Raw genomic sequence first — 23,712 nt, 5'->3', positions numbered from 1 at the left:
CGGGAAAATACGGGCATCTCGACTGTTTGACGTACCCTAATCAGAGCGGCCCATCGGGCATGGGCTGGCTGTCGAACGCCCCGCGAATCGACTGATCGAAGCTGATCGTCGCGCCGGTCATCAGCCCCGATTCGGCCGAGGCGAGATAGGCGCAGGCCCGCGCCACCTCCTTCGGATCGACGAGGCGTCCGTTCGGCAGATGCGAACCGGCCGTGTCGAGCCAGTCGTCGCTTGCGCCGTGGAAGCGCTTCTGAACCTCCGCTTCGCCCTCGCTTGCCATCCACCCGATGTTGAGTGCGTTGACCCGGATTCGGTTCTTCAACAGCCCATAGGCGGTGTTGCGCGTCAGCGTGTCGAGCGCGCCCTTGGAGGCGCAATAAGCGGCGATGAAGGGCTGGCCGGCATAGGACGAGACTGAGGAGATGTTGACGATCGAGCCTTCCGTCACGGTCTCGCGCATCACCTTGATCGTTTCCTGCATGAGAAAGAAGGGAGCTCGTAGATTGACCGCCATCATCCGGTCGAAGAGCGCCGGATCGGTATCGAGGATCGTGCCGCGATCGGTGAGCCCCGCCGCGTTGACTAAGCAGTCGATCCGGCCAAAGCGCGACTTGGCGCGGGCGATGACATTTCGGCAGGCGTCCACATCGGCGAGGTCGGCCGCGACGAACTCCACCGGCACGCCGAATGACTTATCGATCTCACTGGCGACGGCCTCACCCTTCGCGCCGTTCCGGCCGCAGATCGTCAGCCCCGCCGCGCCGCGTTCGGCGAACAGCCGCGCGATCTCCGCACCGAGCCCTTGCGTTCCGCCGGTAACGACCGCGAACTGTCCGTCGAGCCTGCCCATCGATTTCTCCCTCCCGAGACCTGAAACCCGATCGCGCTTATCGCGAAGCCGAGCCGCTTAACAGCCTGTGGCGCGTACGAACGCGATCAGGTCAGCCGGCGCTCGTCATAGGCGGCCATCTGCTCGGCAAAGCTTGTCGGTTCGACACCCGCGAGAAGAGCCTCCAGCATCAGATCAGCCTGGCTCTTCGGGGCAAGGCCGCCCTTCGGCGGATCGCGGTCGAGATTGGTGGGGAAGGCATAGCCCTCCGCACAGGCGGCGACGGCATTGGAGAGCTCGGCCTCGCTCATCCGCCCGGCCTCTTGCGCCGCTTTAAGCGCGGGATAGAGCGTGACCGCCATCTTGGAGCGATCGACCGATTCCATCGCACGCCCGAAGGCGGAAGACACCTGGAGAAGGTTCGCCATCCGCCTGATATCAGTCGACCGGTTCGTGCCCGCGCCATGCATCAGCGCTGGATTGAAGAAGACGGCATCGCCCTTCGCGAGCGGCAGCTGCACATGGTTTTCCGCGAAATACCGCTGGAACGGTTCGCGTTCGAAGGCAAGATAGCCTTCAAAGAAGGTCTGCGAATACGGAAGGAGCAGCGTCGGCCCGCTTTCCACCGGCATGTCGCAATGAGCGACGGCTCCCTGAAGCGTCAGGAGTGGCGAGACCTGGTGGATATGCGCCGGAAAGGCGTTCATCTGCTCTGGGGACATGAAGCCGAGATGATAGTCCCGGTGCGGCGTCTGCGCGGCCCCGCCCGGATTGACCCGGTTCACCTGAGCCGTCACCTGATAGCCGCGCCCGAGCCAGGCCTCTGACGCCATCGCGATGGCATCGCAAGCGTAATAGTGTGCGAAGTTCTCCGGTTCTGCCAGACAGTGCTTTTCGAGCGCGTTCCATATCCGGTCGTTTGCGCCCGCCTTCGCGAAATGATCGCCGCCTCCGCCGGATCCGGCTTTCTCTTCCTCGATGATCCGATCGAAGATCGCGGTCGCTTCGTCGATGACGGCGAGGTCGGTCATCGCTCCTTTGATGACGATCACGCCGGGGCCCGACATGAAAACTTCCGCCCATTCCGCGCTGAGTGCGAGCCGCGCCTCCCTGTCTCGAGCGGCGTTTCGGACCGAGCCACCGTCATAGATGAGAACGTTCTTCTCGACCCCCGCCGCATGTGGCCAGTCTTCGATCCGTGTCTCGCGTGAAACCTCTTCCAAGAAGGTTTCGAACCGCCCGCTGACCTTATCGAGCCAGACTTTATTGCGCCGCTGCGCGCTCAGGGTGATCACATCCATCGTTTTGCCTCCCGGATCGTCATGCAAGGATCATGATATGTTTTTCAGGCAGGATAAACCGGACATGGTCTCTGGGAAATTGTCGTTGGATGACCTTTTCCGATAGGCAGCGTTCGCTCGATTGTTCTCAACTCTCTCCGAGCCGTTCGGCGATCCACCCAGCGGCAGCCTGAACCGTGAGATTGTCGGTTTTTCGGGAGGCAATGACGACGTTGTAGAGACCGGATGATCGGACAGTCCGCTCGCCAAGCGGAACGAGCCGGCCGTCGGCGAGGACCTGAGACAGAAGAAGGCGCCAGCCGAGAACGATGCCTTCTCCAGCGATCGCCGCATAGACCGCATCGTTGTATTGGCTGAACCGCAATGCGGAGGCTTCGGAGAAACGCCCAAGCCCGGCCTCGGCATGCCACTGCCGCCAGGAAACCCAGGTCGCGTCCGGAATATCGGTGGTGATCAGCGGGACTTCACTCAGCCGTTCGGCCCGAAAGTCCGCTCCAAGCTCATTCGCGAGCGCAGGACTTGCCGCCGGAAACACCTCGTCCGTTACCGAGCCGACGAGCACGCCATCGCGGAAGGGCGGACGCCCAAAGCGGATGACGAGGTCGACGTCATCGCCGCGAAGATCGAAATGATTATCCTGCGACAGGACGCGGAGTTTGATACCCGGATTTGCTTCGCGAAACGCCTTCAGATGCGGCAAGAGCCAGAAATGCGAGACGGCGTGCGTCGCACCGATCGTCACCGTGCCCGTTAGAGCCGGTTGCCTGATCTGGGCGATAGCCTCCGCCATCGTGTCGAAAGAATGAGAGACGGCCCGAGCGAGTACTTGGCCGGCCGGTGTTAGGTCCACGCGGCGATGGCCGCGCACAAAGAGACTGGTGTGAAGCTCGACTTCGAGCAGCTTGATCTGGCGGCTGACGGCCGCCTGCGTCACGCCCAGTTCCTCAGCTGCCTTGGTGAACCCGCCCAGACGCGCCGCAGCTTCGAAGGTCGCGAGTGAGGCCAGCGAAGGAATGCTGCCGCGGAGAGCCATTGTCGACCTGACCTCCCGGTTCCAATCTTCAGGCCTTACATAACTTCAGATTATGTGAAACGCCAGAATTTCTGGCGTTGAAAGCGACCTTTATCGGACGGAGAATGCGCGCCGGACCGAGATCCGCCTTATCTCCTACATTTCAGGTTTAGCCATGCTGCAATCCCCGAAGGATGACGTCTCCGGCCTTCTGCGCGCGCGCCAGCCGGGCTATTCACTGCCTGCCGGCCTCTACACGCGGCCTGACGTCTACGAGGCCGATCTGGACGTGATCTTCCATCGCCATTGGATCGCCGTTGCGGTTGAAGCGGACGTACCGGAGGAGGGCGATGTATACGGGGTCGATATTGGCCGCTCCTCGATCGTGATCGTGCGTGATGACGAGGGAATGGTGCGTGCCTTTCACAATGTCTGCAGCCATCGCGGTGCCAAGCTCGTCGATGCCGGCCATTCGACCATCGGCAAGCTCGTCTGCCCTTACCATCAATGGATCTACGAGCTTGACGGTGAGCTGATCGAAGCTCCGCATATGGGCAAGGACTTCCGCCACGACCTGCATCATCTGCGCCCAGTCCACATGCGCTCGATCGGCGGCATCCTCTATGTCTGTCTCGCCGACGAAGCGCCGTCCGATATCGAGACGCTTGCCGAAACCATGGAGCCGCGCCTCGCACCCTACGATCTTGCGAACACGAAGGTCGCCTATGAGAGCGAACTCGTGGAGGACGGCAACTGGAAGCTGACGATGGAGAACAATCGGGAGTGCTATCACTGCGCCTCGAACCATCCCGAGCTCTGTGTTTCATTCATCGATCTCGACTTCGGATTCGACCCCGAGCAGCTTTCCGACGCGGACCGCGAGGAAGCGGCGACACATGGCAAGATGTACGAGGAGCGCACGAACGCCTGGGAGAATGCCGGCTACCCCTCCCGCGCGATCGAGCACACGGTGGGGAAGGAAACCAATTTCCGAACCCAGCGGCTGATCATTGCCGGAGCGGGCGAGTCCCAGACACCGGACGCGCTTGCCGCCTCAAGCAAGCTTCTCGGCACGATGACCCGCAAGGATACCGGCGACATCCATCTGTGGGGCAACAATTCCTGGAATCACGTGATGGCCGATCATGCCGTAATCTTCACGATCTTTCCGCTTTCGGCCAACCAGACGCTGGTGCGCACCAAATGGCTGGTCCACAAGGATGCCGTCGAAGGGGTCGATTACGATCTTGAACACCTGACCTCGGTCTGGAAAGCGACCAACGCCCAGGACGCAGCTCTCGTCGCCAGAGCCGATGCCGGCGCCCACTCGGTCGGTTATCGTCCGGGGCCCTATTCCAAATTCACCGAAGGCGCCCTCGACGATTTTGCCACCTGGTATGTCGAGCGCATGAGCGCTCACGGTTATTGAGAGAACGGACGGTCGATCTCAGCAGAGGGTGACCTTCGTATTCCAGTCGCGGCACTTGGCCAGCAGCGGCTCGGAGAGGTTCGCGTCGGTGTATAAAACGTCCACCGCTTCGAGGCTGCCAATGCAGGCCGGTGCATTGCGCTCGAACTTGGAGGCGTCGGCGACGAGGATGACGTTGCGGGCGCGCTGCAAGGCAGCTTGGCTGACGCCGACTTCCTGAACGTCGAAATCGAGGATGTCGCCGTCTTCGTCGAGCGCCGAGCAGCCGATGATGGCGAAGTCGAACTTGAACTGCTCGACCATGCGGTTCGTCATGCTGCCGACGATGCCGCCATCGCTGCGTCGCAGCGTGCCACCGGCCACGATCACCTCGCAGTCGCCGTTCGCCGCAAGAATGTTCGCGATGTTCAGATTGTTGGTCATCACCAGGAGATCGCGGTGATGAAGCATCTCACGCGCAACAGCCTCTGTGCTCGTGCCGATATTCATGAAGATCGACGAGCCATTCGGGATCGCCGCCGCCGCAGTGCGCCCGATTCGCGCCTTCGCGTCGGCATTGAGCGCGCGCCGCGCCTCATAGCCTATATTGGCGACGCCTGAGGCGAGGATCGCACCGCCATGCACGCGCTTCAGCTGACCCGAATCGCAGAGTTCACTCAAATCGCGCCGGATCGTCTGGGCCGTGACTTCAAATCGTTCGGCGAGGTTGTCGACCGAGACCTTTCCCTCGGTCCGGGCAATTTCAAGAATTTCAGGATGCCGCATCAATAGCGTCAATGTTTCGTCCCCCAGCGCTTTCGAGCCGGTTTTACCAGTTGATGGATAGTGTGGAACCGACGAGCATTTGACAAGCGCTGATTTTCGGTTTTGCGTAAAACGAAAACGAATATGGGAATATTGAACATTCATGATTGACAAACGAACATAGGCGCGTTTGTTTGAGCCGTATAAACAAGAATGTCCGATTGCGCCGCTTGGGAGGGTGACGCGATGCCTTCACCATCTTCGGCTCAAGCTGCTGCACCGACCGCGGGTCGGTTTGCGCGAAATGCACGCGAGCACACCGACGACATCGTCGATCTCTTCGTGATCGGCGGTGGCGTGAACGGCTGCGGGATTGCGCGAGACGCCGTCGGCCGTGGCTACTCGGTCGCTCTTGCCGAGATGAATGATCTCGCCTCGGCGACATCTTCCAAATCGACCAAGCTCTTCCACGGCGGCCTTCGCTACCTGGAATATTTCGAGTTCAGTCTGGTCCGAGAAGCTCTGCACGAACGCGAAATCCTCCTGAAGGCGATGCCGCACATCGCCTGGCCGATGCGGTTCGTCCTGCCGTACAATTCCGAAATGCGCTTTGAGACCGACACCCCGGCTTCGAAGCTCCTGTCCACGGTCATGCCCTGGATGCGGGGGCGGCGTCCTGCCTGGATGATCCGGCTCGGTCTCTTCATCTATGACACAATGGGTGGCCGAACGCTCCTGCCCGGAGCGAAGAGCGTCGATCTCGAGCGCGATCCGGCTGGAGGGCCGTTAAAAGACGAATTCAAGACGGCATTCGAATATTCCGATTGCTGGGTCGAGGATTCACGGCTGGTCACTCTCAATGCGCGTGACGCCGCCAAGCGTGGCGCGCGTATCATGACGCGCTGCAAGGTTCTTCGCGCAGATCGGGAGAATGATGGCTGGACAGTCCAAACCGAGGACACCGAGAGCGGTGATCGCCGGACGTTCCGCGCCAAGATGCTCGTCAACGCGGGAGGCCCCTGGGCGGCCGACGTCATCTCCCGGTCGTCGCGGGCGAATGACGAACATTCGGTGCGCCTCGTTCGCGGAAGTCATCTCGTTGTCGACAAGCTGTTCGACCACGACAAGGCCTATTTCCTTCAGGGCGAAGATGGCCGCATCATCTTCGTCATCCCCTACGAGACCGATTTCACGCTGATCGGGACGACCGACCAGGAACACGCCGATCCCGACGAAAAGCCGGAAACGTCGAAAGAGGAACGGGACTATCTCCTCGGCTTCGTGAATCGCTATTTCGAAAAGAGCCTGACGGTCGAAGACGTCGTCTGGGACTATTCCGGCGTCCGCCCGCTCTTCGACGACGGCGCTTCGAGCGCGACGGCCGCGACACGCGACTATGTTCTGAAGCTCGACCGGAATGGCGCCCCGCTCCTCAATATCTTCGGCGGGAAGATCACGACCTATCGCCGGCTCTCAGAAGGCGCGCTGGAACACATCGACGAGGCGCTTGGTCGCAAGACGAAGCCATGGACGTCCGGCGCAGCCCTGCCGGGCGGAGATTTCGGCGTCGATGAAGCCGACCGCCTCGTCGAGCGGCTCATGGCCGACCATCCGTTCCTGACCGAACGCTGGGCGCGTCGGCTGATGAAGGCTTACGGCACCGAAGCGGCGGACGTGCTTGGAGATGCGAAGACTGCCGGCGATCTCGGCCAAAACTTCGGTGCTGACCTGACCGAGGCCGAAGTGCGATGGCTGATGGACAAGGAATTCGCGAAAACCGCAGATGACGTCGTCTGGCGGCGCACGAAACTCGGATTGCGTCTTGATGCCGAAGAGATTGCAGCGCTGGATGCCTTCATGACGTCGCGCAGCAATTCGCTTGCAAACGCGGCGGAGTAGGGCGGAGGAGATGCGATGACACTCAGGCTGGACGGCGTTTCGAAAGTGGTGCGTGGCAGCACCCACATTCATCCGATGGATCTGACCCTCGACAAGGGCACGATGAACGTGCTGCTCGGGCCGACCAACGCCGGCAAGACCTCGCTGATGAGGCTGATGGCTGGACTCGACCGGCCTTCGACGGGCCGCGTGCTCTGGAACGATGAGGACGTGACCGGCGTGCGGGTGCAGGACCGGCAGATCGCCATGGTCTATCAGCAGTTCATCAACTACCCCTCTATGAGCGTCTACGACAATATCGCGAGCCCGATGCGGCTGTCCGGCCGGCCCAAGCAGGAGATCGATACCGAGGTCCGCAAGGCCGCCGAGTTGATGAAGCTGACGCCCATGCTGGATCGCAAGCCGCTCGAGCTCTCAGGCGGGCAGCAGCAACGCTGCGCACTGGCCCGCGCCCTTGTGAAGAACGCAGGCCTCGTCCTCCTCGACGAACCTCTCGCCAATCTCGACTACAAACTGCGTGAGGAACTCCGCATCGAGATCCCGAAGATCTTCGAGGAAAGCGGCTCGATCTTCGTCTATGCGACGACCGAGCCGGAAGAAGCGCTCCTTCTCGGCGGCAACACGGCGACGCTTTGGGAAGGCCGTGTCACGCAGTTCGGCCCGACGCCGACTGTCTATCGCCAACCCGTCGATGCGACGACGGCTCGCGTTTTCTCCGATCCGCCGATGAACTTCACGGGTGTCGAGAAACGCGGCAATGAACTCGACTTCGGCGACGGCAAGGCGAAATCAGCCACCGGCGCGTTCTCTGAACTCGCCGACGGCGCCTATATCGCAGGTTTCCGGCCGAACCATCTTGAGCTTGAGAAACCAGACGGAACGGCATTCGAGTTTTCGGCTAGCGTCGCCGTCACGGAAATCACCGGCTCCGAAACCTTCGTGCATCTCGACCACGGCAAGGATCGCTGGATCGGGCTGGTCCATGGCGTGCGCGACCTCGATGCGCGCGAGCAGGTCTCCGTCTATCTGGAGCCTCGCCACGTCTATCTATTCGACAAGAACGGCGCGCTGATCGCGCCTGCCTCCTACGCTCAGGCCGCTTGAGGGATTATGGCGCAGATTACGCTCAAAAACCTCGCTCACTCCTATCATCCCAATCCGTCGAAGGACGACGACTGGGCGCTGAAGGAGATCGACCATGTCTGGCGCGACGGCGAGGCTTACGCGCTGCTCGGCCCTTCGGGCTGCGGGAAGTCCACGCTGCTCAACATTATTTCGGGTCTGCTGATCCCGTCCCAGGGCAGCATCCTCTTCAATCAAAACGATGTCACGACCGCGCCGACGGCGCAGCGCAATATCGCACAGGTGTTCCAGTTTCCCGTCGTCTACGACACGATGACGGTGCGCGAAAATCTCGCTTTCCCCCTCAAGAACCGTGGCCTCGACGCGGCCGTCATCAAGGAGCGCGTCGAGCGGATCGGCGACATGATCGGCATGACCGATCAGCTCGACCGCAAGGCGAGGGGTCTGGCCGCCGACGCAAAGCAGAAGATCAGCCTCGGGCGCGGCATGGTGCGCGAAGACGTGAACGCGCTTCTCTTCGACGAGCCGCTGACGGTCATCGATCCGCACATGAAATGGCAGCTCCGCACCCAGCTGAAGGAGCTTCACCGCCAGTTCGGCCATACCATGATCTACGTCACCCACGACCAGACGGAGGCGCTGACCTTCGCAGATCGCGTCGTCGTCATGCATGACGGCCGCGTGGTGCAGATCGGAACGCCGGAGGAACTCTTCGAGCGTCCCGAACATACCTTCGTCGGTTACTTCATCGGATCGCCCGGCATGAACTTCCTCGATTGCTCCGTCGAGGGCGAAACCGCGACGGTCGAGGGCCACCATATCGCGCTCGGGAGCGATTACGGCCGGCCTTCGGGGCGAACGCAGCTCGGCATTCGGCCCGAGCATGTGAGGCTGACCACGGGCGAGGGGCTGCCTGTCACCATCGATCGGGTCGAGGACGTCGGCCGGCATCGGATCGTCCGAGCGCGGCTCTTCGGTGTCCCGCTCGACATCATCTCAGGCGAGGGCGAGGACATCGCTTCGGAGGGCCAGACTGTCGCCTTCGAGCCCGGCCGGGTCAACGTCTATGTCGATGACTGGCGCATCGAGCCGCAGGGCGGTTCGGCCGAAGGAAGGAGGGCGGCCTGATGGAAAAGACCGTCAATAACAAGGCCTGGTTCCTCGTTCTCCCGGTCCTGATCCTCGTCGCCTTCTCTGCGGTCATCCCGCTGATGACGGTGGTCAACTATTCGGTTCAGGACACATTTGGTAACAACGTATTCTTCTGGGCCGGGCTCGACTGGTTCGAGCAGCTTTTGGCCTCCGACCGAATGTGGAATGCGCTTCAGCGCCAGCTCGTCTTTTCCGGCATCATCCTCGCAATCGAGGTGCCGCTCGGTATCTTCGTCGCGCTCAACATGCCGAAGAAGGGCTTCTGGGCCTCCGTCTGCCTCGTCCTGATGAGCCTGCCGCTGCTCATTCCGTGGAATGTCGTCGGCACGATCTGGCAGATCTTCGCGCGCGTCGATATCGGCCTTCTCGGCTATACGCTCCGCGCGATAGGCGTCGACTACAATTACACGCAGGACTTCTTCGCGGCCTGGACGACCGTCATTGTCATGGATGTCTGGCATTGGACGTCGCTGGTGGCACTCCTTGCCTATGCCGGTCTTCAGTCCATTCCGGATGCCTATTATCAGGCCGCCAAGATCGATCAGGCCTCGCGCTGGGCGGTGTTCCGCTACATCGAGCTGCCGAAGATGAGCGGCGTCCTGATGATCGCGATCCTGCTTCGCTTCATGGACTCGTTCATGATCTACACCGAACCGTTCGTCGTAACGGGCGGCGGACCAGGCAATGCGACGACCTTCCTGTCGATCGACCTCGTCAAAATGGCGCTCGGTCAGTTCGATCTCGGGCCCGCCGCCGCCTTCTCGATCATGTACTTCCTTGTCATTATGACGATCTCCTACGTCTTCTACATCGTCATGACCAATCTCGATAAGAGGGACGGACCGCAATGAGCGACGCCGCCACTTCTACGACTGGCGCCGCTGCGGCGGCGCGCGGGACGAAGAGCGAGGAAAGCTCGGGCGTCTCCGTTCTCCAGCGCATCCGGCCTTCGGGTTCGGGCGTCGTGATGACTGCCTATCTCGTCTTCCTGCTGCTGCCGATCTACTGGCTGCTCAATATGAGCCTTCAGTCGAATTCGGAGATTTTGGGGTCCTTCTCACTCTTCCCCCAATACCCGACGCTTCGGAACTACGAGAAGATCCTGACCGATCCTTCCTGGTACATGGGCTACGTCAATTCGATCGCTTATGTGGTGATGAATACGATCATCTCGGTGACGGTGGCACTGCCGGCGGCCTATGCCTTCAGCCGCTACCAGTTCATGGGTGACAAGCACCTGTTCTTCTGGCTGCTGACCAACCGCATGGCACCGCCGGCAGTCTTCGCGCTGCCCTTCTTCCAGCTCTATTCGTCGGTCGAACTTTTCGACACGCATATCGCAGTGGCGCTGGCCCATTGCCTCTTCAACGTGCCGCTCGCGGTCTGGATTCTGGAAGGCTTCATGCGCGGCGTGCCGCGTGAGATCGACGAGACGGCCTATATCGACGGCTACTCTTTCCCGCGCTTCTTCATGAAGATCTTCATGCCGCTGATCGCGAGCGGCATCGGCGTCGCTGCCTTCTTCTGCTTCATGTTCTCCTGGGTCGAGCTGCTCCTGTCGCGCACGCTCACCTCCGTGGACGCCAAGCCGATCGCGGCGACAATGACCCGGACCATGGGCGCGGCCGGCGTCGACTGGGGCGTGCTGGCGGCTGCCGGCATCCTGACGATCATCCCCGGTGCGCTCGTCATCTACTTCGTCCGCAACTACATCGCGTCCGGCTTCGCGCTGGGCCGGGTCTGAGGGAGGAGATCAACCCATGTCATGGATGGCTTGGACCTGGCCGACGGCGGCCTTCTTCGTGATCATCGCGGCAACGCTCGCCTTCTTCACCGTGCTAGCGATCCGATACCCGGAAACGCCCCGGCGCGGCATCCTGCGTATGGAAACGACGCGCGGCGACCGGCTCTTTATCGGCCTGCTTAGCATGGCCTTCATCAATCTCGCCTGGCTCGGTCTCACCGACATCACCCAGTGGGCCGGCCTCGCGATCTCGCTTCTCTTTCTGGCGGTTGTCTTCAAGACCGTCTGAGGAGTTTATCCGGCGGTCTCGGAGGGCCGCCGTTTCAGCCAAGGTTCCAATCCAGGGAGGAATGAATGAACCTCGTACTCAAGACAACGACAGCGCTGGGCCTTTTGGCCGCGTTCGCCGTGCCCGCCCATGCGGGCATGGAAGAAGCAACCCAGTTCCTCGACTCGGAAATCGGCGACGTCTCTACGCTTTCCCGAGAAGATCAGGAAAAGGAGATGCAGTGGTTTATCGATGCTGCCAAGCCATTCGAAGGTATGAGCATCAACGTCGTTTCCGAGACGATCACGACGCACGAATATGAAAGCCAGGTCCTCGCGCCCGCCTTCACCGCGATCACCGGCATCAACGTCACGCACGACCTCATCGGCGAGGGCGACGTGGTCGAGCGCCTGCAGGTTCAGATGCAGTCCGGCGAGAACGTCTATGACGCATATGTCAACGACTCCGACCTGATCGGCACGCACTGGCGCTACGGCCAGGCCCGCAACCTCACCGAATGGATGGAAGGCGAGGGTGCCGACGTCACCAGCCCGACGCTGGACCTCGAGGACTACATCGGCACCCAGTTCACGACGGGCCCGGACGGCAATCTCTACCAGCTGCCCGACCAGCAGTTCGCGAACCTCTACTGGTTCCGCTACGACTGGTTCAACGACGAGAAGACCCGAACGGACTTCCAGAACGAATACGGTTACGAGCTTGGGGTGCCGGTCAACTGGAGCGCCTACGAGGATATCGCCGAATTCTTCACCGGCCGCGACATGAGCTATATCGACGGCGAGCCGTCTTCCGGCGTCTATGGCAACATGGACTACGGCAAGAAGGACCCGTCACTTGGCTGGCGCTACACCGACGCCTGGATGTCGATGGCCGGCATGGGCTCGACGGGTGAGCCGAACGGTCTTCCGGTTGACGAATGGGGTATCCGCGTCAACGAAAACAGTCAGCCGGTCGGCGCTTGCGTTGCACGCGGTGGAGCGGCGAACTCGCCGGCGGCTGTCTATGCCGTCGACAAGGCGATCGAGTGGCTCGAGAAGTACTCGCCGCCGCAGGCTGCCGGTATGACGTTCTCGGAAGCAGGTCCCGTCCCGGCTCAGGGCAACATCGCTCAGCAGATGTTCTGGTACACCGCCTTCACCGCCAACATGGTGGGCGACGGTGCGGATGCGGTTCTCAACGAAGATGGCACGCCGAAATGGCGCATGGCTCCCTCGCCGCATGGCGCCTACTGGGAAGATGGTATGAAGATCGGCTATCAGGACGTCGGTTCCTGGACGATCCTCAACTCGACGCCTGACGACCGCGCCAAGGCCGCCTGGCTCTATGCCCAGTTCGTCACCTCCAAGACGGTGGACGTGAAGAAGTCCGACGTCGGTCTCACTTTCATTCGTGAATCGACGATCAACTCCGACCACTTCACCGAGCGTGCCGATCGTCTTGGCGGTCTCGTCGAGTTCTATCGCTCTCCGGACCGCGTCCGCTGGTCGCCGACGGGTACCAACGTGCCGGACTATCCGAAACTCGCGCAGCTCTGGTGGCAGAACATCGGTGACGCGATGAGCGGTGCCAAGACCAGCCAGGAAGCGCTCGACAAGCTCTGCGCCGACATGGAGCAGGTGATGAGCCGCCTCGAACGCGCCGGCATTCAGGGAGATCTCGGTCCGGTCCTCAACGAGGAAAAGGATCCGCAGGAGTGGCTCGACGAGGAAGGCTCGCCGAAGGCCAAGATCGAGAACGAGGACCCGCAGCCTGAGACGATCGCCTATGACGATCTGATCCAGCGCTGGTCGCAGGGTCAGGCATCCGACGAGGGCTCCAGCGAGAGCGGTTCCATGGAAAGCGGCGACAGCGGCTCGATGGAAGAGCCGGCCGCCGAAGAGGCTTCGTCGAGCGAAGGCGAGGCGGCGAACTAACTCAGCAGCCACTCGGGCTTCAAATGTCGGAGCTCAGGAGATCAGAAACTCGGAAGAGGGCGGCATCGGGCCGCCCTTTTTCGTTGAAGCGATCGCACGTGCGGAAATTCTCGTTTCGAGTTCAAATTGAGCTGGAAAAAACGCGAGGTTGACAAAATCCGCCGTTAACTTTCTTGAAACCTTATCCGCTGGGGAAGCGGTTTTTGCACAAGAGGGATTTAAAATGATTGGGGGCGGATCGTCATGCGCGTTGGATTTCTCGGAGCACTGATACTCGCCGTTTCGCTCTCGGGATGCTCTTTTTTCGGTGGTATCGGCACCGTAAGAATACCCGATGTCTCGGTTCCGAAAATGTCCGAGGTTGTCGATGTGATGACTCGCGGTGGTATCGAAACCTTCGAGAAGACGACGCCTGCCGGCCTGAATCCCACTCAGGATCAATCTGTCCGGCAGTCGGTTCGCAGGATATTTCCCGGATCCTGGGATGTGGTGCTGAAGGGGTTGGACACCGGCCGCACGGTGGACGGGAGGCTCGTCACCTGTGGCATCTACAACGCTTCGAGCGCGAAGAGCGGCAACAAGCGCAGCGGTATCTTCAGAGCTGAGACTGATCCTGCCACGAATCAGACAGTGGTGCGGGAGGCTGCCCATTCGGGCAGCAACAAGCTCGCCGCATTTTCGAATTGCCAGGCCCTGGGCCTCTTCTGATCGTCAGCCTTGCTCCGCACTCTGCAATGCTGGCTTTACGCAAGAGCGGTTTGGCCTACCAGGCAAGACGGACGCCTTTGACCTGCAGAGCCAGTTTTGCAAAGGCCGAGGTGAGCTGATTTGAGGATGTCACATAGTGATATTTCTCCTCATTTTCCGCGCAGGCTTTCAGCAGGCTTTCATTGCCCTGGATCAATCGGACGGTCAGCATTTCGATGCCCATCGCCTTGGCATTGTTGCAGGCCTCCAGCGTCCGCGCGTCGATCTTGTCGCGATCGCGCGAACCCCACCAGCGGTTTTGCGTGTTGAGTCCGTCTGTAAGAACGATCATCACTTTGCGCGCTTCGCCATCCGGCCTCACACCCTTGAGAGGTGCGGCAGCGGTGAGCGCTTCAATGCCCCATTGAACGCCGATCGTCACATTGGTGTTGCCTGACGGGGTCAGCTTGTTTGCGGCCGCTTCTATCTTCCCAAGGTCCGAGGTCAGCGGGGTGATGGGCTCCAGCGAATCTGTCGCGCAGTGGGCTTCAGGATAGATCGAGTTCTTCATCGCGATCGTCATCGGAGTGGCGTTCGTGTCATAGGGCTGCGAGCGATCGATAAAGCAGCGAGGCCAAGGTCCCGGATATTGGGCGATGAGGTCGTTATTGGCCGTCTCGGCATCGTTGGATTTGCTCGTTGCTGGAGCCCCTGCGCTGGAGGCCACCTCGAAAATCGTTTCCGTCGAGTATGTCTCCTCCCAAGTGCAACCGTAACGGCAATCTGCCTTGCCTTTCTTGCGCGTAATCCGGAACATGTTCCCGTCAAGAAATGCATCGTATCGCCGGTCTTGAATGAAGTGGAAGTTGGCGATTCCGGTCGTGCCGACCTTGAACCCATCGTTGTTTTCACCGCACAGGGCCGCGTCTATGAAGTCTGTCAGTTTGGAGCAGTCCACGATCGGCGGCGGAGCGTTCTGAGCGGCGTAGCAGGCATAGCGATCCAGCGGATCAGAAATTGTCCCGCATGAATCGGTCGCAAATGGATTTTCGGCAGAGAGATTATCGAGCAAAGCGAATGCTTCGCTGTCGGCTTTGACCTGGGTATCGAACGGGACAAGCGCGACCTGAGTGGTGTCTTGCGACTTGAACTGGTCGAGAAACAACTTCACTGAGGCCTTCAGTTCGACCATTCGGTTGTCGTTCGCCATAGAGCCCGAGGAGTCGAGGACGAGAACGACGTCGATCGGCGAATTTGCCATCGCAGCGCCCGCCCTGCTTTTCATCTCGAACTTCTCCTTGCCTAGGAGGTGAAGAAAATGGGTGGGTACGGTGTATTCGGCCTGGTAGATCCAGCCGTCCTCGCTTTTGTCGAGCGACGTGTCGTCGATGGAAATCCCTTTGGTATTGTTGACGAAGAGCGTATCTGCCGAGCGCTTCCGTTCTGCTTCGCTTTCGCCGGAATAGCTCACTGCCGCGAGCGCGGAAGAATCGACTGCGTTTTGCACCGCACTCTGCACGCGGCGAGCATTCCATAAATCGATGGCACCGCCCGCAGATGCGAGCAGCGGAACGAGCATGAGGCAGGTGATGACGGCAAACTGACCACGGCGGTCATCACAATACTGCTTCAAGATCCTCGGGATCGCTGACTTCATGACAGTATCCGTTCTGATCTAACGCTGATAAATAGACCGTCAGAGTGTCATGAGCGAATGAAGCCAAGGTTAATATCATCATATGCAGTTTTTTGTTTTCGGCGTCTGGCATTCAAGATCAGGAACGCACGGGCCGCCTAGCCCGATGTACTAAATTTTTTCTATTCGATCACTTGTTTCGCTTCTGTCCGAAACTCAGCAAGACCAGTCGCGGCGGACGCGGCTGCCGAGACCTGTCAGCAGTTCATAAGCAATCGTGCCCGCCGCTTCGGCGACGTCATCGATCGGTATTTGGGGCCCGAACAGCTCGGCGCGATCGCCTGGCTTAACCGCGCCATCCGGTAAGTCGCTGATGTCGAGGAGCGTCATGTCCATCGAGATGCGTCCGAGAATGGGAACAGGATGGCCGGCAAGGAAGGCGCTTGGACCAGCCCGTCCGTCACGCAGCGGGACGCCAGCTCCGGAAAGCGCGCGCGGATATCCATCGCCATAGCCAACTCCGATGGTGGCGATACGCGTCCGCTGCGAGAGCCGGGCCGCACCGGCATAACCTGCCTTCTCGCCGCTTTCAGCTTCGCGCACCTGAAGAACAGCGGCGGTGAAGCGTGCCACGGGCTCGGTCACCACCTTTCCACGCAGACAGGCCATACCGCCGTAAAGCGCCATACCCGGCCGAGTGAGGTCGAAGCCGAACCTTTCGCCGCAGACAATGCCTGCGGAATTCGCCAGAGATCGCGGAATTTCACGAAATTGCGACGTCATCGCCTCGAAGCGCCGATGCTGGTCTGCCGTGTCATCGGCCGAAACATCCGCGCTGGCGAGATGGCTGAGAAGGAGTTGGATGTCGAGCTTCCGCTCGGCCACGATATCCATTGCTTTCAAGAAAACGCGCTCGTCGAGCCCGAGCCTGTTCATGCCGGTTTCGAGCTGCAAAGCGGCCGGCGCATCTTGCCCGAGCCGAGCGATACCTTCCGCCCAGATCGTAAGGTCGTCGAGATTTGAGAGGACCGGAATCAAACCGTTTGCCGCAAGAACTTCGACTGCCGCTGGCTCGATGCCCTGCAATACGAAAATTCGCCCGGCAGACCCAATTTCGCGCCGGACGCTCAGTCCCTCCTCAGGCCAGGCGACGAAAAAATCCCGGCATCCGGCCGTGAAGAGAGAACGCGCGACGGTCTCGGCGCCAAGCCCATAGCCGTTTGCCTTGATCGCCGCGCCCGTCCGGGCGTCCGGATGCATGGCAGCAAGTGCAGCCCAATTTCGCTGGAGCGCGCCGCGATCGATCTCGACCCGCGGCATCCTGCCGAAACTTACGCTTTGAGAGGCATGTGGCCCGTGATTTTGAGCGGAACTGGAGCTTCCTGGCCGGTGCCGCATGGCGCACCCCTCAGTATGTCTGTTCCGGCAGATAGGCTTCGTCGGCGAGATCGGAGAACCGCGTATATTCAGCCTGGAACGCCAGCGGGACCGTGCCGACCGGTCCGTGACGCTGCTTGGCGATGATGACATCGCCCTTGCCGCGCGAATCGTTCATCGCCTGCTCCCATTTCAGGTGCTCGTCCGTTCCCGGTTTCGGCTCGCGGTTCGCGAGATAATATTCGTCGCGATAGACGAAGAGGACGACGTCCGCGTCCTGCTCGATGGAACCGGATTCGCGAAGGTCAGAGAGCTGCGGCCGCTTGTCCTCGCGGCTTTCCACCTGACGCGAGAGCTGCGAAAGAGCGATGATCGGAACGGCGAGTTCCTTGGCGAGCGCCTTGAGACCGGTCGTGATTTCGGTGATCTCCTGCACGCGGTTCTCGGACGATTTCTTGGAGGAGCCGGTCATCAACTGAACGTAGTCGATCACCATCAGGTCCAGACCCCGCTGCCGCTTGAGACGGCGCGCGCGCGCGGCGAGCTGCGCAATCGAGATGCCGCCGGTCTGGTCGATATAAAGCGGGATCTTGCTCATCATCTCGGTGCAGGCGATCAGCTTCTGGAGCTCGGTATCGTTGATCTCGCCGCGGCGAATTTTGGATGACGAGATCTCGGTCTGCTCGGAGATGATACGTGTAGCCAGCTGTTCGGCCGACATCTCCAGTGAGAAGAAGCCGACAACGCCGCCATTCTTGGCTTTGAACGAGCCGTCGGCCTGTTCTGCCGGCTCATAGGCCGCGGCAACGTTGAAGGCGATGTTGGTCGCGAGCGAGGTCTTACCCATGGCCGGGCGCCCGGCGAGGATGATCAAGTCAGAAGGCTGGAGACCGCCCATCTTTCGGTCGACACTGTTGAGTCCCGACGAGATACCCGAAAGCCCCCCATCTCGGTCTTTCGCTGCCGTCGCCATCTGGACGGCCAGGTCGATCGCATCTCGGAAGGACTGGAAACCGCCATCGTAGCGTCCGGTCTCCGCGAGTTCGAAGAGCCGCCGCTCTGCGTCTTCGATCTGGCTCTTTGGCTCCATGTCGACCGGCGCGTCGAAGGCGACATTGACCACGTCCTCGCCGATGCGGATCAGCGAGCGCCGGATCGCGAGATCGTAGATTGCCCGGCCATAATCGCCGGTGTTGATGATCGTGGTCGCTTCAGCCGCGAGACGCGCAAGATACTGCGCGATCGTCATCTCGCCGATGCGCTGGTCTGCCGCCAGAAAGGTCTTGATCGTGACCGGATTGGCGATCTTGCCCATCCGGATCATTTCCGAAGCCTTGCCGAAAATGTCCCGGTGCAGCGGCTCGTAGAAGTGGTCGGCCTTCAGAAAGTCGTGGACGATGTAATAAGCGTCATTGTTGACGAGAATCGCGCCGAGTAGCGCCTGCTCCGCCTCCAGATTGTTTGGGGCTTCCCGATAGAGCGCCTGTTCGTCTTGCTCGAGCTTTCGAAGGGCCTGAGCCATGGTCGTTCCGCTTCCTCATGTATCGCCGTGGGAGAGGGGATACACGAGCCCCGGCCGATAAGACAATCAAATCCCGAAGCGTTTGATGGACTGTTGCGACGGGTCGTCAGAAAGCGGGAGTCGCTGTGGAGAAATCCGGGGACCGCAATGACACAGATCGATGGAACGATGAGCCAAAACTGATCAAAAAAAAGGGGGTCCCGGTATGCGGACCCCCCACAAGAGCGCTGTTTGCGCCGGATTTGTCGCTGAACTGCCGCAGCTTAGCTCGGCTGTTCTTCGCTTTTTGCCTCGGCTTCCGCGTCGATCGGTTCACCGGAATCGGCGCGGGCGTAATCGTCGTCACGGTCCTCGTCCATGGCGTTTTCATCACCGCCGAAGTCTGGCTCTTCTTCGCCGTAGATGGCCTCGTAGGAGGTGAGGTCTTCACCGGCGGCCTGACGCTCGGCTTCGTCGGCGGAGCGGGCGATGTTGATCTTCACCTTCACCTCGACCTCGGCATGAAGCGCGATGGTAACCTCGTGGACACCGATCTGCTTGATCGGCTGCTGCAGATCGACCTCGTTGCGGCCGACCTTGTAGCCTTCCTGGCCGATGAGCTCCGAGATGTCGCGGGCCGAGACCGAACCGTAGAGCTGGCCGCTCTCGCCGGCGGAGCGAACGGCGACGAAGGTCTTGCCTTCGATCTGATCGCCGATCTGGCGGGCATCGGCCTTGCGCTCTTCGTTGCGCTGGATGATCTGCTCCTTCTGCGCTTCGAAGCGGGCCTGGTTGGCCTCGTTCGCGCGCAGGGCACGGCCTGTCGGCAGCAGGTAGTTGCGGGCATAACCGTCGCGCACGCGAACGGTTTCACCGATCTGGCCGAGCTTGCCGATGCGTTCGAGAAGAATGACGTCCATGATTGATATCCTTTTCGGGTTTTCGGTTGATTGGGCGTTGTTGCGGGCGCCGGTTGTCGTCAGCCGGGCCTGTTCGGGAGAAGCCGCTCTCCGTTACGCCAGACATCGATGATGCCGATGACGACGAAGACGAAGAGCGGAAAGGTGAGAAAGAGAATCGACGTGTAGACCACGAAGAGGATGACACCGCGCGCTGGGCGACCTCGTGTCCGTTTATGCAGTCTCGCGAGGCCAACAAGTCCGAAAGCGGTGCCGAACGCGCCGATGAATACGGTTGCGATCAGACCAGCGCCGCCGCTCAGAAATGTGCCGCCAAGAGCGACCGCGAAGAGCAGGAGAGCATCCTGCGGCAGGGATGTTGCAGACGGTAGATCGTCTTTCGGCCGCTCGAACCGCCCCGAGCGCCGCGCTACCGCAGCAGAAAGATGCAGACATACGACGAGCGTCAGCGTTAGAATTGACGGCTGTATCAGCGGCACGAGATCGACGACCACCGACACGAGGTTTTCGAGTTGTACCTCCGCTGCCGGATCGAGCTCGGTGCCTGATTGCACGAAGGCTTCGGTCATCGCGCTCCGGATGGCGTCCGGTTCGTAACCGAGAAGCCAGCCGATTAAGACACAGGCTATTGCGGCGAGCGTGGTCAGCACGAAAAGAATGCGGGCGACCGGCATCCAGTCTGTCGTGGCAGCCGCGGGCTGGACGTCGTGCGGCCCGTGCGGCGTCTCGATTGGCGGCGCGACCGGAAAAGCACGCTGTGCCAGATAGGCGCAAACGGCTGTCGGAATCGTCATCGCGATTGCAAGTGTCAAGGCAGTCGGCGTGTTGCCGGTGAACACAAAAATCAGGATGGGTGCCGCGAATGCGGCAACGAAACCTGCGGCAGAACCCCAACCGAGTGCGGCAATAGCGACGGGGACGGGGGTTGCGAGAGCGAAACCGACGGCAAGGGGCGACTGGGTCGCGAGTCCTGCGAAAAGCAGGGCGCTCGTCAATGCCGCGCCGATCGCGATCAGGATCGTAGAAGGTTTCATGTTTCGTCGCTGTCCTGCGTGTCGCAGTTAGGGGCCGCGCCCCAACCCGGCTTTGAAAACTTGTCACTTCCGACCGCCGCCGTCATGCGGAGGGAAGGGGAGGCGGGGCCGTTGGTTAGTTGGTCCCGCTTCGATTGCTGGGTGAGCGCGTCGGCGCTCGTGACGCCTTATTTCACGACGTAGGGCAGGAGGCCCAGAATGCGGGCGCGCTTGATGGCCTTGGCGAGGGCGCGCTGGTTCTTCTGGGAGACCGCCGTGATCCGCGAGGGAACGATCTTGCCACGCTCGGAAATGTAGCGCTGCAGCAGGCGGACGTCCTTGTAGTCGATCTTCGGCGCATCTGTGCCGGAGAACGGATCGGACTTGCGCCGGCGATGGAACGGACGGCGGGTGGGGAGCTGTGCGATATCGACCATGATGACTTACTCCGAATCGCTGTTGCGTTCGCGGCGCGGGCCACGGTCTTCGCGGTCGCCACGCGGGGGGCGATCGTCGCGATCACGGCGCGGGCCGCGATCGTCGCGTCCACCTCCACGGCGCGGGCCACGGTCGTCGCGCTTCTGCATCATCGCGGACGGGCCTTCTTCATGCTCGTCGACGCGGATGGTCATGAAGCGCAGGATATCTTCGTTGAAGCGCATCTGGCGCTCCATCTCGTGAACCGCCGCCGACGGGGCGTCGATGTTCATGAGCGTGTAGTGCGCCTTGCGGTTCTTATCCATGCGGTAGGCCAGGGTCTTCAGACCCCAGTTTTCGACCTTGCCGACCTTGCCGCCGCCGGATTCAAGAATGCCACGCAGGTTTTCGACCAGCTGTTCAACCTGGCTGTTCGAAACGTCCTGACGTGCGAGAAATACGTGCTCGTAGAGAGCCATATCGGATCGCCTTTCCAGTTTCGTTGCATCGACGGTGAAGAAGAGAACCCAACGGCTAAGCCTCAGCGACCTTTCTCAGGTCCGCGATTAAGGCGGACATCGAAGGAAAGGCGCGTCATGCGAAAAACGGTCGAGAGCGGAGACACGGGAAGCCGGGGAACTTCTGATCCCCAAGAAACCGGCGATGCCGGTAGCCTTCCGTTCAGCCCCCAGCTGGGTTCCCAAACGTCGATGCGCGGCAGATAGCGGTTTTGGGGCCGGAACGCAACAGCGGGTCCAGCCTTACAGAAGTTGCGTTTGAACTGCGATTTGCAGAGCGGTCTTCTGACTATCAAAACACGCGCGAACTTGACAGCGGCTCCGCGTGCGGAACATGGCATTGCCAAACGACAAGCGGTCGTTGCCGCATCAGAGAAGCCCAACGATCACGCGGGCCTGGAGGATACACAGCATGTCATTGGCACTCGTATTTCCGGGGCAGGGCAGTCAGAGTGTCGGTATGGGCAAGGCGCTTTACGATGCCTACTCACAGAGCCGCGACGTATTCGCCGAAGTCGACGAGGCGCTCGGAGAAAAGCTGTCGACATTGATCTTCGAGGGTCCGATCGAAGAGCTGACTCTGACGGCGAATGCTCAGCCGGCGCTGATGGCGGTCTCGCTGGCTGCGATCCGTGCGCTTGAGAGTGAGGGATTTGCCGTTGCCGACGCCTCCTTCGCAGCCGGCCATTCTCTCGGCGAGTATTCGGCGCTCGCCGCGACTGGCGCTTTTACGATTACCGATACCGCAAAACTTCTGCGGATCAGGGGAAATGCCATGCAGGAAGCCGTACCGGAAGGCGAGGGCGCGATGGCCGCGATCCTTGGCCTCGATATGGACTCGGTGAAAGGGCTTTGTGGAGCTGCTGCCGAGGGTTCAGTCTGCGAGCCTGCCAACGACAATGGCGGCGGCCAGATCGTGATCTCCGGCAGCAAGGCGGCAGTGGAACGTGCGATCGCGCTTGCGCCGGAACGCGGTGCGAAGCGGGCGATCCCGCTTTTCGTTTCTGCGCCCTTCCATTGCGCGCTGATGCTTCCGGCGGCCGAACGCATGGCCGAAGCCCTGAAGGATGCGTCGATATCGGCGCCTGCTATGCCCGTTATCTCGAATGTCGCGGCAGATGCGACGAGCGATCCCGAAGTCATCCGCAAGAGGCTGGTGGAGCAGGTGACCGGGGCTGTCCGCTGGAGCGAGTCGATGCTGTTCGCCGCAGAAAACGGCGTCACCGAGCTTGCCGAGGTTGGTGCCGGCAAGGTGCTGTCGGGGCTCGCACGGCGCATCGACAAGCGGCTTTCCGCAAAACCGGTCGGCACGCCCGATGATATTGCCACATTCTTGAAAGATCGGGGCTGACCCGGCAACGGACCGCTCGATCCGATATCCGGCTGCCCTGGGCGGCAAGCAGAAAACTGAGAGGTAGACAATGTTCGATCTGACGGGACGCAAGGCGCTTGTGACCGGCTCTAGCGGAGGCATCGGCCGGTCGATTGCAGCCGCGCTTCACGGCGCCGGCGCGACGGTCGGCATCCACGGTACCCGTCGCGAGGCGCTCGACGAACTGGCCGCCGAATTGGGCGATCGCGTCCACGTCCTGCCTGCCGATCTCTCTGATCGCGACGGTCAGAAGGCGCTGGCGGAAGAGGCCGACAAGGCGCTCGACGGCGTCGATATCCTCGTCAACAACGCGGGTATTACGAAAGACGGTCTCTTCGTCCGCATGTCCGATGACGACTGGGACAAGGTTCTGGAGATCGATCTCACCGCGGCCTTCCGCATCACGCGCGGCCTGACCCATGCCATGATGCGCCGCCGTTTCGGCCGAGTCATCAACATCACTTCGATCGTGGGGGTTACAGGTAATCCGGGCCAGGCAAACTATTGCGCGGCCAAGGCCGGCATGATCGGCTTCTCCAAATCGCTGGCGAACGAGATTGCCTCACGCAATGTCACGGTCAACTGCATCGCGCCCGGCTTCATTGCCAGCGCCATGACGGAAAAGCTCAACGACAAGCAGCGTGATTCGATTATGGGCGCAATTCCGATGAAGCGCATGGGCGAAGCGTCCGAAATCGCGGCCACCGCAGTCTTCCTCGCCTCGAACGAAGCCGCCTACATCACAGGGCAGACACTCCATGTGAATGGCGGTATGGCGATGATCTGAGCGGGCCGTCAGGCCTTTAAAGACAACCGAACGGCGTTATCCTGCTTAGCGAAGCGGCAGGGCGCTTGATAAACATCTGTCGCACGTCT

General features: G+C 60.8%; 22 protein-coding genes. 11 read left to right on the top strand and 11 right to left on the bottom strand.

Annotated features, from left to right (window positions below; genetic code table 11):
* Window positions 1-40: 40 nt before the first annotated feature.
* From ABRA89_RS07650 to ABRA89_RS07640, 3 genes are all read right to left on the bottom strand, one after another.
* The gene (locus tag ABRA89_RS07650; protein ID WP_349940853.1) at window positions 41-850 is read right to left on the bottom strand and encodes an SDR family oxidoreductase; all 810 of its coding nucleotides are present in this window, start codon (window positions 848-850) and stop codon (window positions 41-43) included.
* 86 nt (window positions 851-936) lie between these two features.
* Window positions 937-2,130, bottom strand: a complete 1,194-nt coding sequence (locus tag ABRA89_RS07645; protein ID WP_349940852.1) for a phytanoyl-CoA dioxygenase family protein — start codon at window positions 2,128-2,130, stop codon at window positions 937-939.
* A 127-nt stretch (window positions 2,131-2,257) separates the two neighbouring features.
* The gene (locus tag ABRA89_RS07640; protein ID WP_349940851.1) at window positions 2,258-3,163 is read right to left on the bottom strand and encodes a LysR substrate-binding domain-containing protein; all 906 of its coding nucleotides are present in this window, start codon (window positions 3,161-3,163) and stop codon (window positions 2,258-2,260) included.
* 154 nt (window positions 3,164-3,317) lie between these two features.
* Between ABRA89_RS07640 and ABRA89_RS07635 the strand changes: the two genes are divergently transcribed.
* Window positions 3,318-4,571 (top strand): aromatic ring-hydroxylating oxygenase subunit alpha, encoded by a 1,254-nt coding sequence (locus ABRA89_RS07635; protein ID WP_349940850.1) that lies wholly within the window; start codon window positions 3,318-3,320, stop codon window positions 4,569-4,571.
* An 18-nt stretch (window positions 4,572-4,589) separates the two neighbouring features.
* Here the strand turns inward: ABRA89_RS07635 and ABRA89_RS07630 are convergent, their stop codons facing one another.
* Window positions 4,590-5,348 carry a DeoR/GlpR family DNA-binding transcription regulator gene (locus ABRA89_RS07630; RefSeq protein ID WP_463671264.1) on the bottom strand — a complete coding sequence of 253 codons (759 nt, stop codon included), beginning with the start codon at window positions 5,346-5,348 and terminating at the stop codon, window positions 4,590-4,592.
* Between the two features lie 213 nt (window positions 5,349-5,561).
* Here ABRA89_RS07630 and glpD point away from each other — a divergent pair, with 213 nt between their 5' ends.
* The 8 genes from glpD to ABRA89_RS07590 all read left to right on the top strand — a co-directional run bounded on the left by glpD (window position 5,562) and on the right by ABRA89_RS07590 (window position 14,103).
* Entirely contained in the window at window positions 5,562-7,214 is a 1,653-nt protein-coding gene (gene glpD / locus ABRA89_RS07625; protein ID WP_349940849.1) for a glycerol-3-phosphate dehydrogenase, read from the top strand.
* A 15-nt stretch (window positions 7,215-7,229) separates the two neighbouring features.
* Window positions 7,230-8,318 (top strand): ABC transporter ATP-binding protein, encoded by a 1,089-nt coding sequence (locus ABRA89_RS07620; protein ID WP_349940848.1) that lies wholly within the window; start codon window positions 7,230-7,232, stop codon window positions 8,316-8,318.
* Between the two features lie 6 nt (window positions 8,319-8,324).
* Window positions 8,325-9,425, top strand: coding sequence for an ABC transporter ATP-binding protein (locus ABRA89_RS07615; RefSeq protein WP_349940847.1), 1,101 nt, complete (start codon window positions 8,325-8,327; stop codon window positions 9,423-9,425).
* Window positions 9,425-10,300: a carbohydrate ABC transporter permease gene (locus ABRA89_RS07610; protein WP_349940846.1), complete on the top strand. Its 876-nt coding sequence runs from the start codon at window positions 9,425-9,427 to the stop codon at window positions 10,298-10,300. Before ABRA89_RS07615 ends, ABRA89_RS07610 begins: the two co-directional genes overlap by 1 nt.
* A 116-nt stretch (window positions 10,301-10,416) precedes the next feature.
* Complete coding sequence (locus tag ABRA89_RS07605; RefSeq protein WP_349940920.1) at window positions 10,417-11,193, top strand: carbohydrate ABC transporter permease; 777 nt, start codon at window positions 10,417-10,419, stop codon at window positions 11,191-11,193.
* A gap of 16 nt (window positions 11,194-11,209) precedes the next feature.
* On the top strand, window positions 11,210-11,482 hold the full coding sequence (locus tag ABRA89_RS07600) for a DUF2160 domain-containing protein (RefSeq protein WP_349940845.1): 273 nt from the start codon (window positions 11,210-11,212) through the stop codon (window positions 11,480-11,482).
* Between the two features lie 65 nt (window positions 11,483-11,547).
* Entirely contained in the window at window positions 11,548-13,395 is a 1,848-nt protein-coding gene (locus tag ABRA89_RS07595) for an ABC transporter substrate-binding protein (RefSeq protein ID WP_349940844.1), read from the top strand.
* A 243-nt stretch (window positions 13,396-13,638) separates the two neighbouring features.
* Entirely contained in the window at window positions 13,639-14,103 is a 465-nt protein-coding gene (locus ABRA89_RS07590) for a hypothetical protein (RefSeq protein ID WP_349940843.1), read from the top strand.
* Between the two features lie 55 nt (window positions 14,104-14,158).
* Here the strand turns inward: ABRA89_RS07590 and ABRA89_RS07585 are convergent, their stop codons facing one another.
* From ABRA89_RS07585 to rpsF, 7 genes are all read right to left on the bottom strand, one after another.
* Entirely contained in the window at window positions 14,159-15,739 is a 1,581-nt protein-coding gene (locus ABRA89_RS07585; protein ID WP_349940842.1) for a VWA domain-containing protein, read from the bottom strand.
* A 195-nt stretch (window positions 15,740-15,934) separates the two neighbouring features.
* Window positions 15,935-17,038: an alanine racemase gene (alr, locus tag ABRA89_RS07580; RefSeq protein ID WP_349940841.1), complete on the bottom strand. Its 1,104-nt coding sequence runs from the start codon at window positions 17,036-17,038 to the stop codon at window positions 15,935-15,937.
* Window positions 17,039-17,126: 88 nt separating this feature from the next.
* On the bottom strand, window positions 17,127-18,617 hold the full coding sequence (locus ABRA89_RS07575; RefSeq protein ID WP_349940840.1) for a replicative DNA helicase: 1,491 nt from the start codon (window positions 18,615-18,617) through the stop codon (window positions 17,127-17,129).
* A gap of 263 nt (window positions 18,618-18,880) precedes the next feature.
* Window positions 18,881-19,516, bottom strand: a complete 636-nt coding sequence (gene rplI, locus ABRA89_RS07570; RefSeq protein ID WP_349940839.1) for a 50S ribosomal protein L9 — start codon at window positions 19,514-19,516, stop codon at window positions 18,881-18,883.
* A 59-nt stretch (window positions 19,517-19,575) separates the two neighbouring features.
* The gene (locus ABRA89_RS07565) at window positions 19,576-20,550 is read right to left on the bottom strand and encodes a YybS family protein (protein ID WP_349940838.1); all 975 of its coding nucleotides are present in this window, start codon (window positions 20,548-20,550) and stop codon (window positions 19,576-19,578) included.
* 167 nt (window positions 20,551-20,717) lie between these two features.
* Window positions 20,718-20,966, bottom strand: coding sequence for a 30S ribosomal protein S18 (rpsR, locus tag ABRA89_RS07560; protein ID WP_322188058.1), 249 nt, complete (start codon window positions 20,964-20,966; stop codon window positions 20,718-20,720).
* Window positions 20,967-20,972: 6 nt separating this feature from the next.
* Window positions 20,973-21,425 carry a 30S ribosomal protein S6 gene (rpsF, locus tag ABRA89_RS07555; RefSeq protein ID WP_349940837.1) on the bottom strand — a complete coding sequence of 151 codons (453 nt, stop codon included), beginning with the start codon at window positions 21,423-21,425 and terminating at the stop codon, window positions 20,973-20,975.
* A 451-nt stretch (window positions 21,426-21,876) separates the two neighbouring features.
* On the opposite strand from rpsF, the gene fabD reads away from it, so the two are divergent.
* Together fabD and fabG are read left to right on the top strand one after the other, a co-directional pair.
* Window positions 21,877-22,815 carry an ACP S-malonyltransferase gene (gene fabD / locus ABRA89_RS07550; protein WP_349940836.1) on the top strand — a complete coding sequence of 313 codons (939 nt, stop codon included), beginning with the start codon at window positions 21,877-21,879 and terminating at the stop codon, window positions 22,813-22,815.
* Window positions 22,816-22,885: 70 nt separating this feature from the next.
* Window positions 22,886-23,623 (top strand): 3-oxoacyl-[acyl-carrier-protein] reductase, encoded by a 738-nt coding sequence (fabG, locus tag ABRA89_RS07545; protein ID WP_349940835.1) that lies wholly within the window; start codon window positions 22,886-22,888, stop codon window positions 23,621-23,623.
* The last annotated feature ends 89 nt before the right edge of the window (window positions 23,624-23,712 follow it).

This window comes from Fulvimarina thalattae, from assembly GCF_040239565.1.
GTDB lineage: Bacteria > Pseudomonadota > Alphaproteobacteria > Rhizobiales > Rhizobiaceae > Fulvimarina.
Note: the sequence above shows the minus strand (reverse complement) of the source record. Positions and strands in the feature narration are given on the sequence as shown.

Bases quoted from the DNA above. Each gene is read 5' to 3' on its own strand.
- ABRA89_RS07650 (WP_349940853.1), bottom strand. From the start codon at position 850: ATGGGCAGGCTCGACGGACAGTTCGCGGTCGTTACCGGCGGAACGCAA.
- ABRA89_RS07645 (WP_349940852.1), bottom strand. From the start codon at position 2,130: ATGGATGTGATCACCCTGAGCGCGCAGCGGCGCAATAAAGTCTGGCTC.
- ABRA89_RS07640 (WP_349940851.1), bottom strand. From the start codon at position 3,163: ATGGCTCTCCGCGGCAGCATTCCTTCGCTGGCCTCACTCGCGACCTTC.
- ABRA89_RS07635 (WP_349940850.1), top strand. From the start codon at position 3,318: ATGCTGCAATCCCCGAAGGATGACGTCTCCGGCCTTCTGCGCGCGCGC.
- glpD (WP_349940849.1), top strand. From the start codon at position 5,562: ATGCCTTCACCATCTTCGGCTCAAGCTGCTGCACCGACCGCGGGTCGG.
- ABRA89_RS07620 (WP_349940848.1), top strand. From the start codon at position 7,230: ATGACACTCAGGCTGGACGGCGTTTCGAAAGTGGTGCGTGGCAGCACC.
- ABRA89_RS07615 (WP_349940847.1), top strand. From the start codon at position 8,325: ATGGCGCAGATTACGCTCAAAAACCTCGCTCACTCCTATCATCCCAAT.
- ABRA89_RS07610 (WP_349940846.1), top strand. From the start codon at position 9,425: ATGGAAAAGACCGTCAATAACAAGGCCTGGTTCCTCGTTCTCCCGGTC.
- ABRA89_RS07605 (WP_349940920.1), top strand. From the start codon at position 10,417: ATGACTGCCTATCTCGTCTTCCTGCTGCTGCCGATCTACTGGCTGCTC.
- ABRA89_RS07600 (WP_349940845.1), top strand. From the start codon at position 11,210: ATGTCATGGATGGCTTGGACCTGGCCGACGGCGGCCTTCTTCGTGATC.
- ABRA89_RS07595 (WP_349940844.1), top strand. From the start codon at position 11,548: ATGAACCTCGTACTCAAGACAACGACAGCGCTGGGCCTTTTGGCCGCG.
- ABRA89_RS07590 (WP_349940843.1), top strand. From the start codon at position 13,639: ATGCGCGTTGGATTTCTCGGAGCACTGATACTCGCCGTTTCGCTCTCG.
- ABRA89_RS07585 (WP_349940842.1), bottom strand. From the start codon at position 15,739: ATGAAGTCAGCGATCCCGAGGATCTTGAAGCAGTATTGTGATGACCGC.
- alr (WP_349940841.1), bottom strand. From the start codon at position 17,038: ATGCCGCGGGTCGAGATCGATCGCGGCGCGCTCCAGCGAAATTGGGCT.
- ABRA89_RS07575 (WP_349940840.1), bottom strand. From the start codon at position 18,617: ATGGCTCAGGCCCTTCGAAAGCTCGAGCAAGACGAACAGGCGCTCTAT.
- rplI (WP_349940839.1), bottom strand. From the start codon at position 19,516: ATGGACGTCATTCTTCTCGAACGCATCGGCAAGCTCGGCCAGATCGGT.
- ABRA89_RS07565 (WP_349940838.1), bottom strand. From the start codon at position 20,550: ATGAAACCTTCTACGATCCTGATCGCGATCGGCGCGGCATTGACGAGC.
- rpsR (WP_322188058.1), bottom strand. From the start codon at position 20,966: ATGGTCGATATCGCACAGCTCCCCACCCGCCGTCCGTTCCATCGCCGG.
- rpsF (WP_349940837.1), bottom strand. From the start codon at position 21,425: ATGGCTCTCTACGAGCACGTATTTCTCGCACGTCAGGACGTTTCGAAC.
- fabD (WP_349940836.1), top strand. From the start codon at position 21,877: ATGTCATTGGCACTCGTATTTCCGGGGCAGGGCAGTCAGAGTGTCGGT.
- fabG (WP_349940835.1), top strand. From the start codon at position 22,886: ATGTTCGATCTGACGGGACGCAAGGCGCTTGTGACCGGCTCTAGCGGA.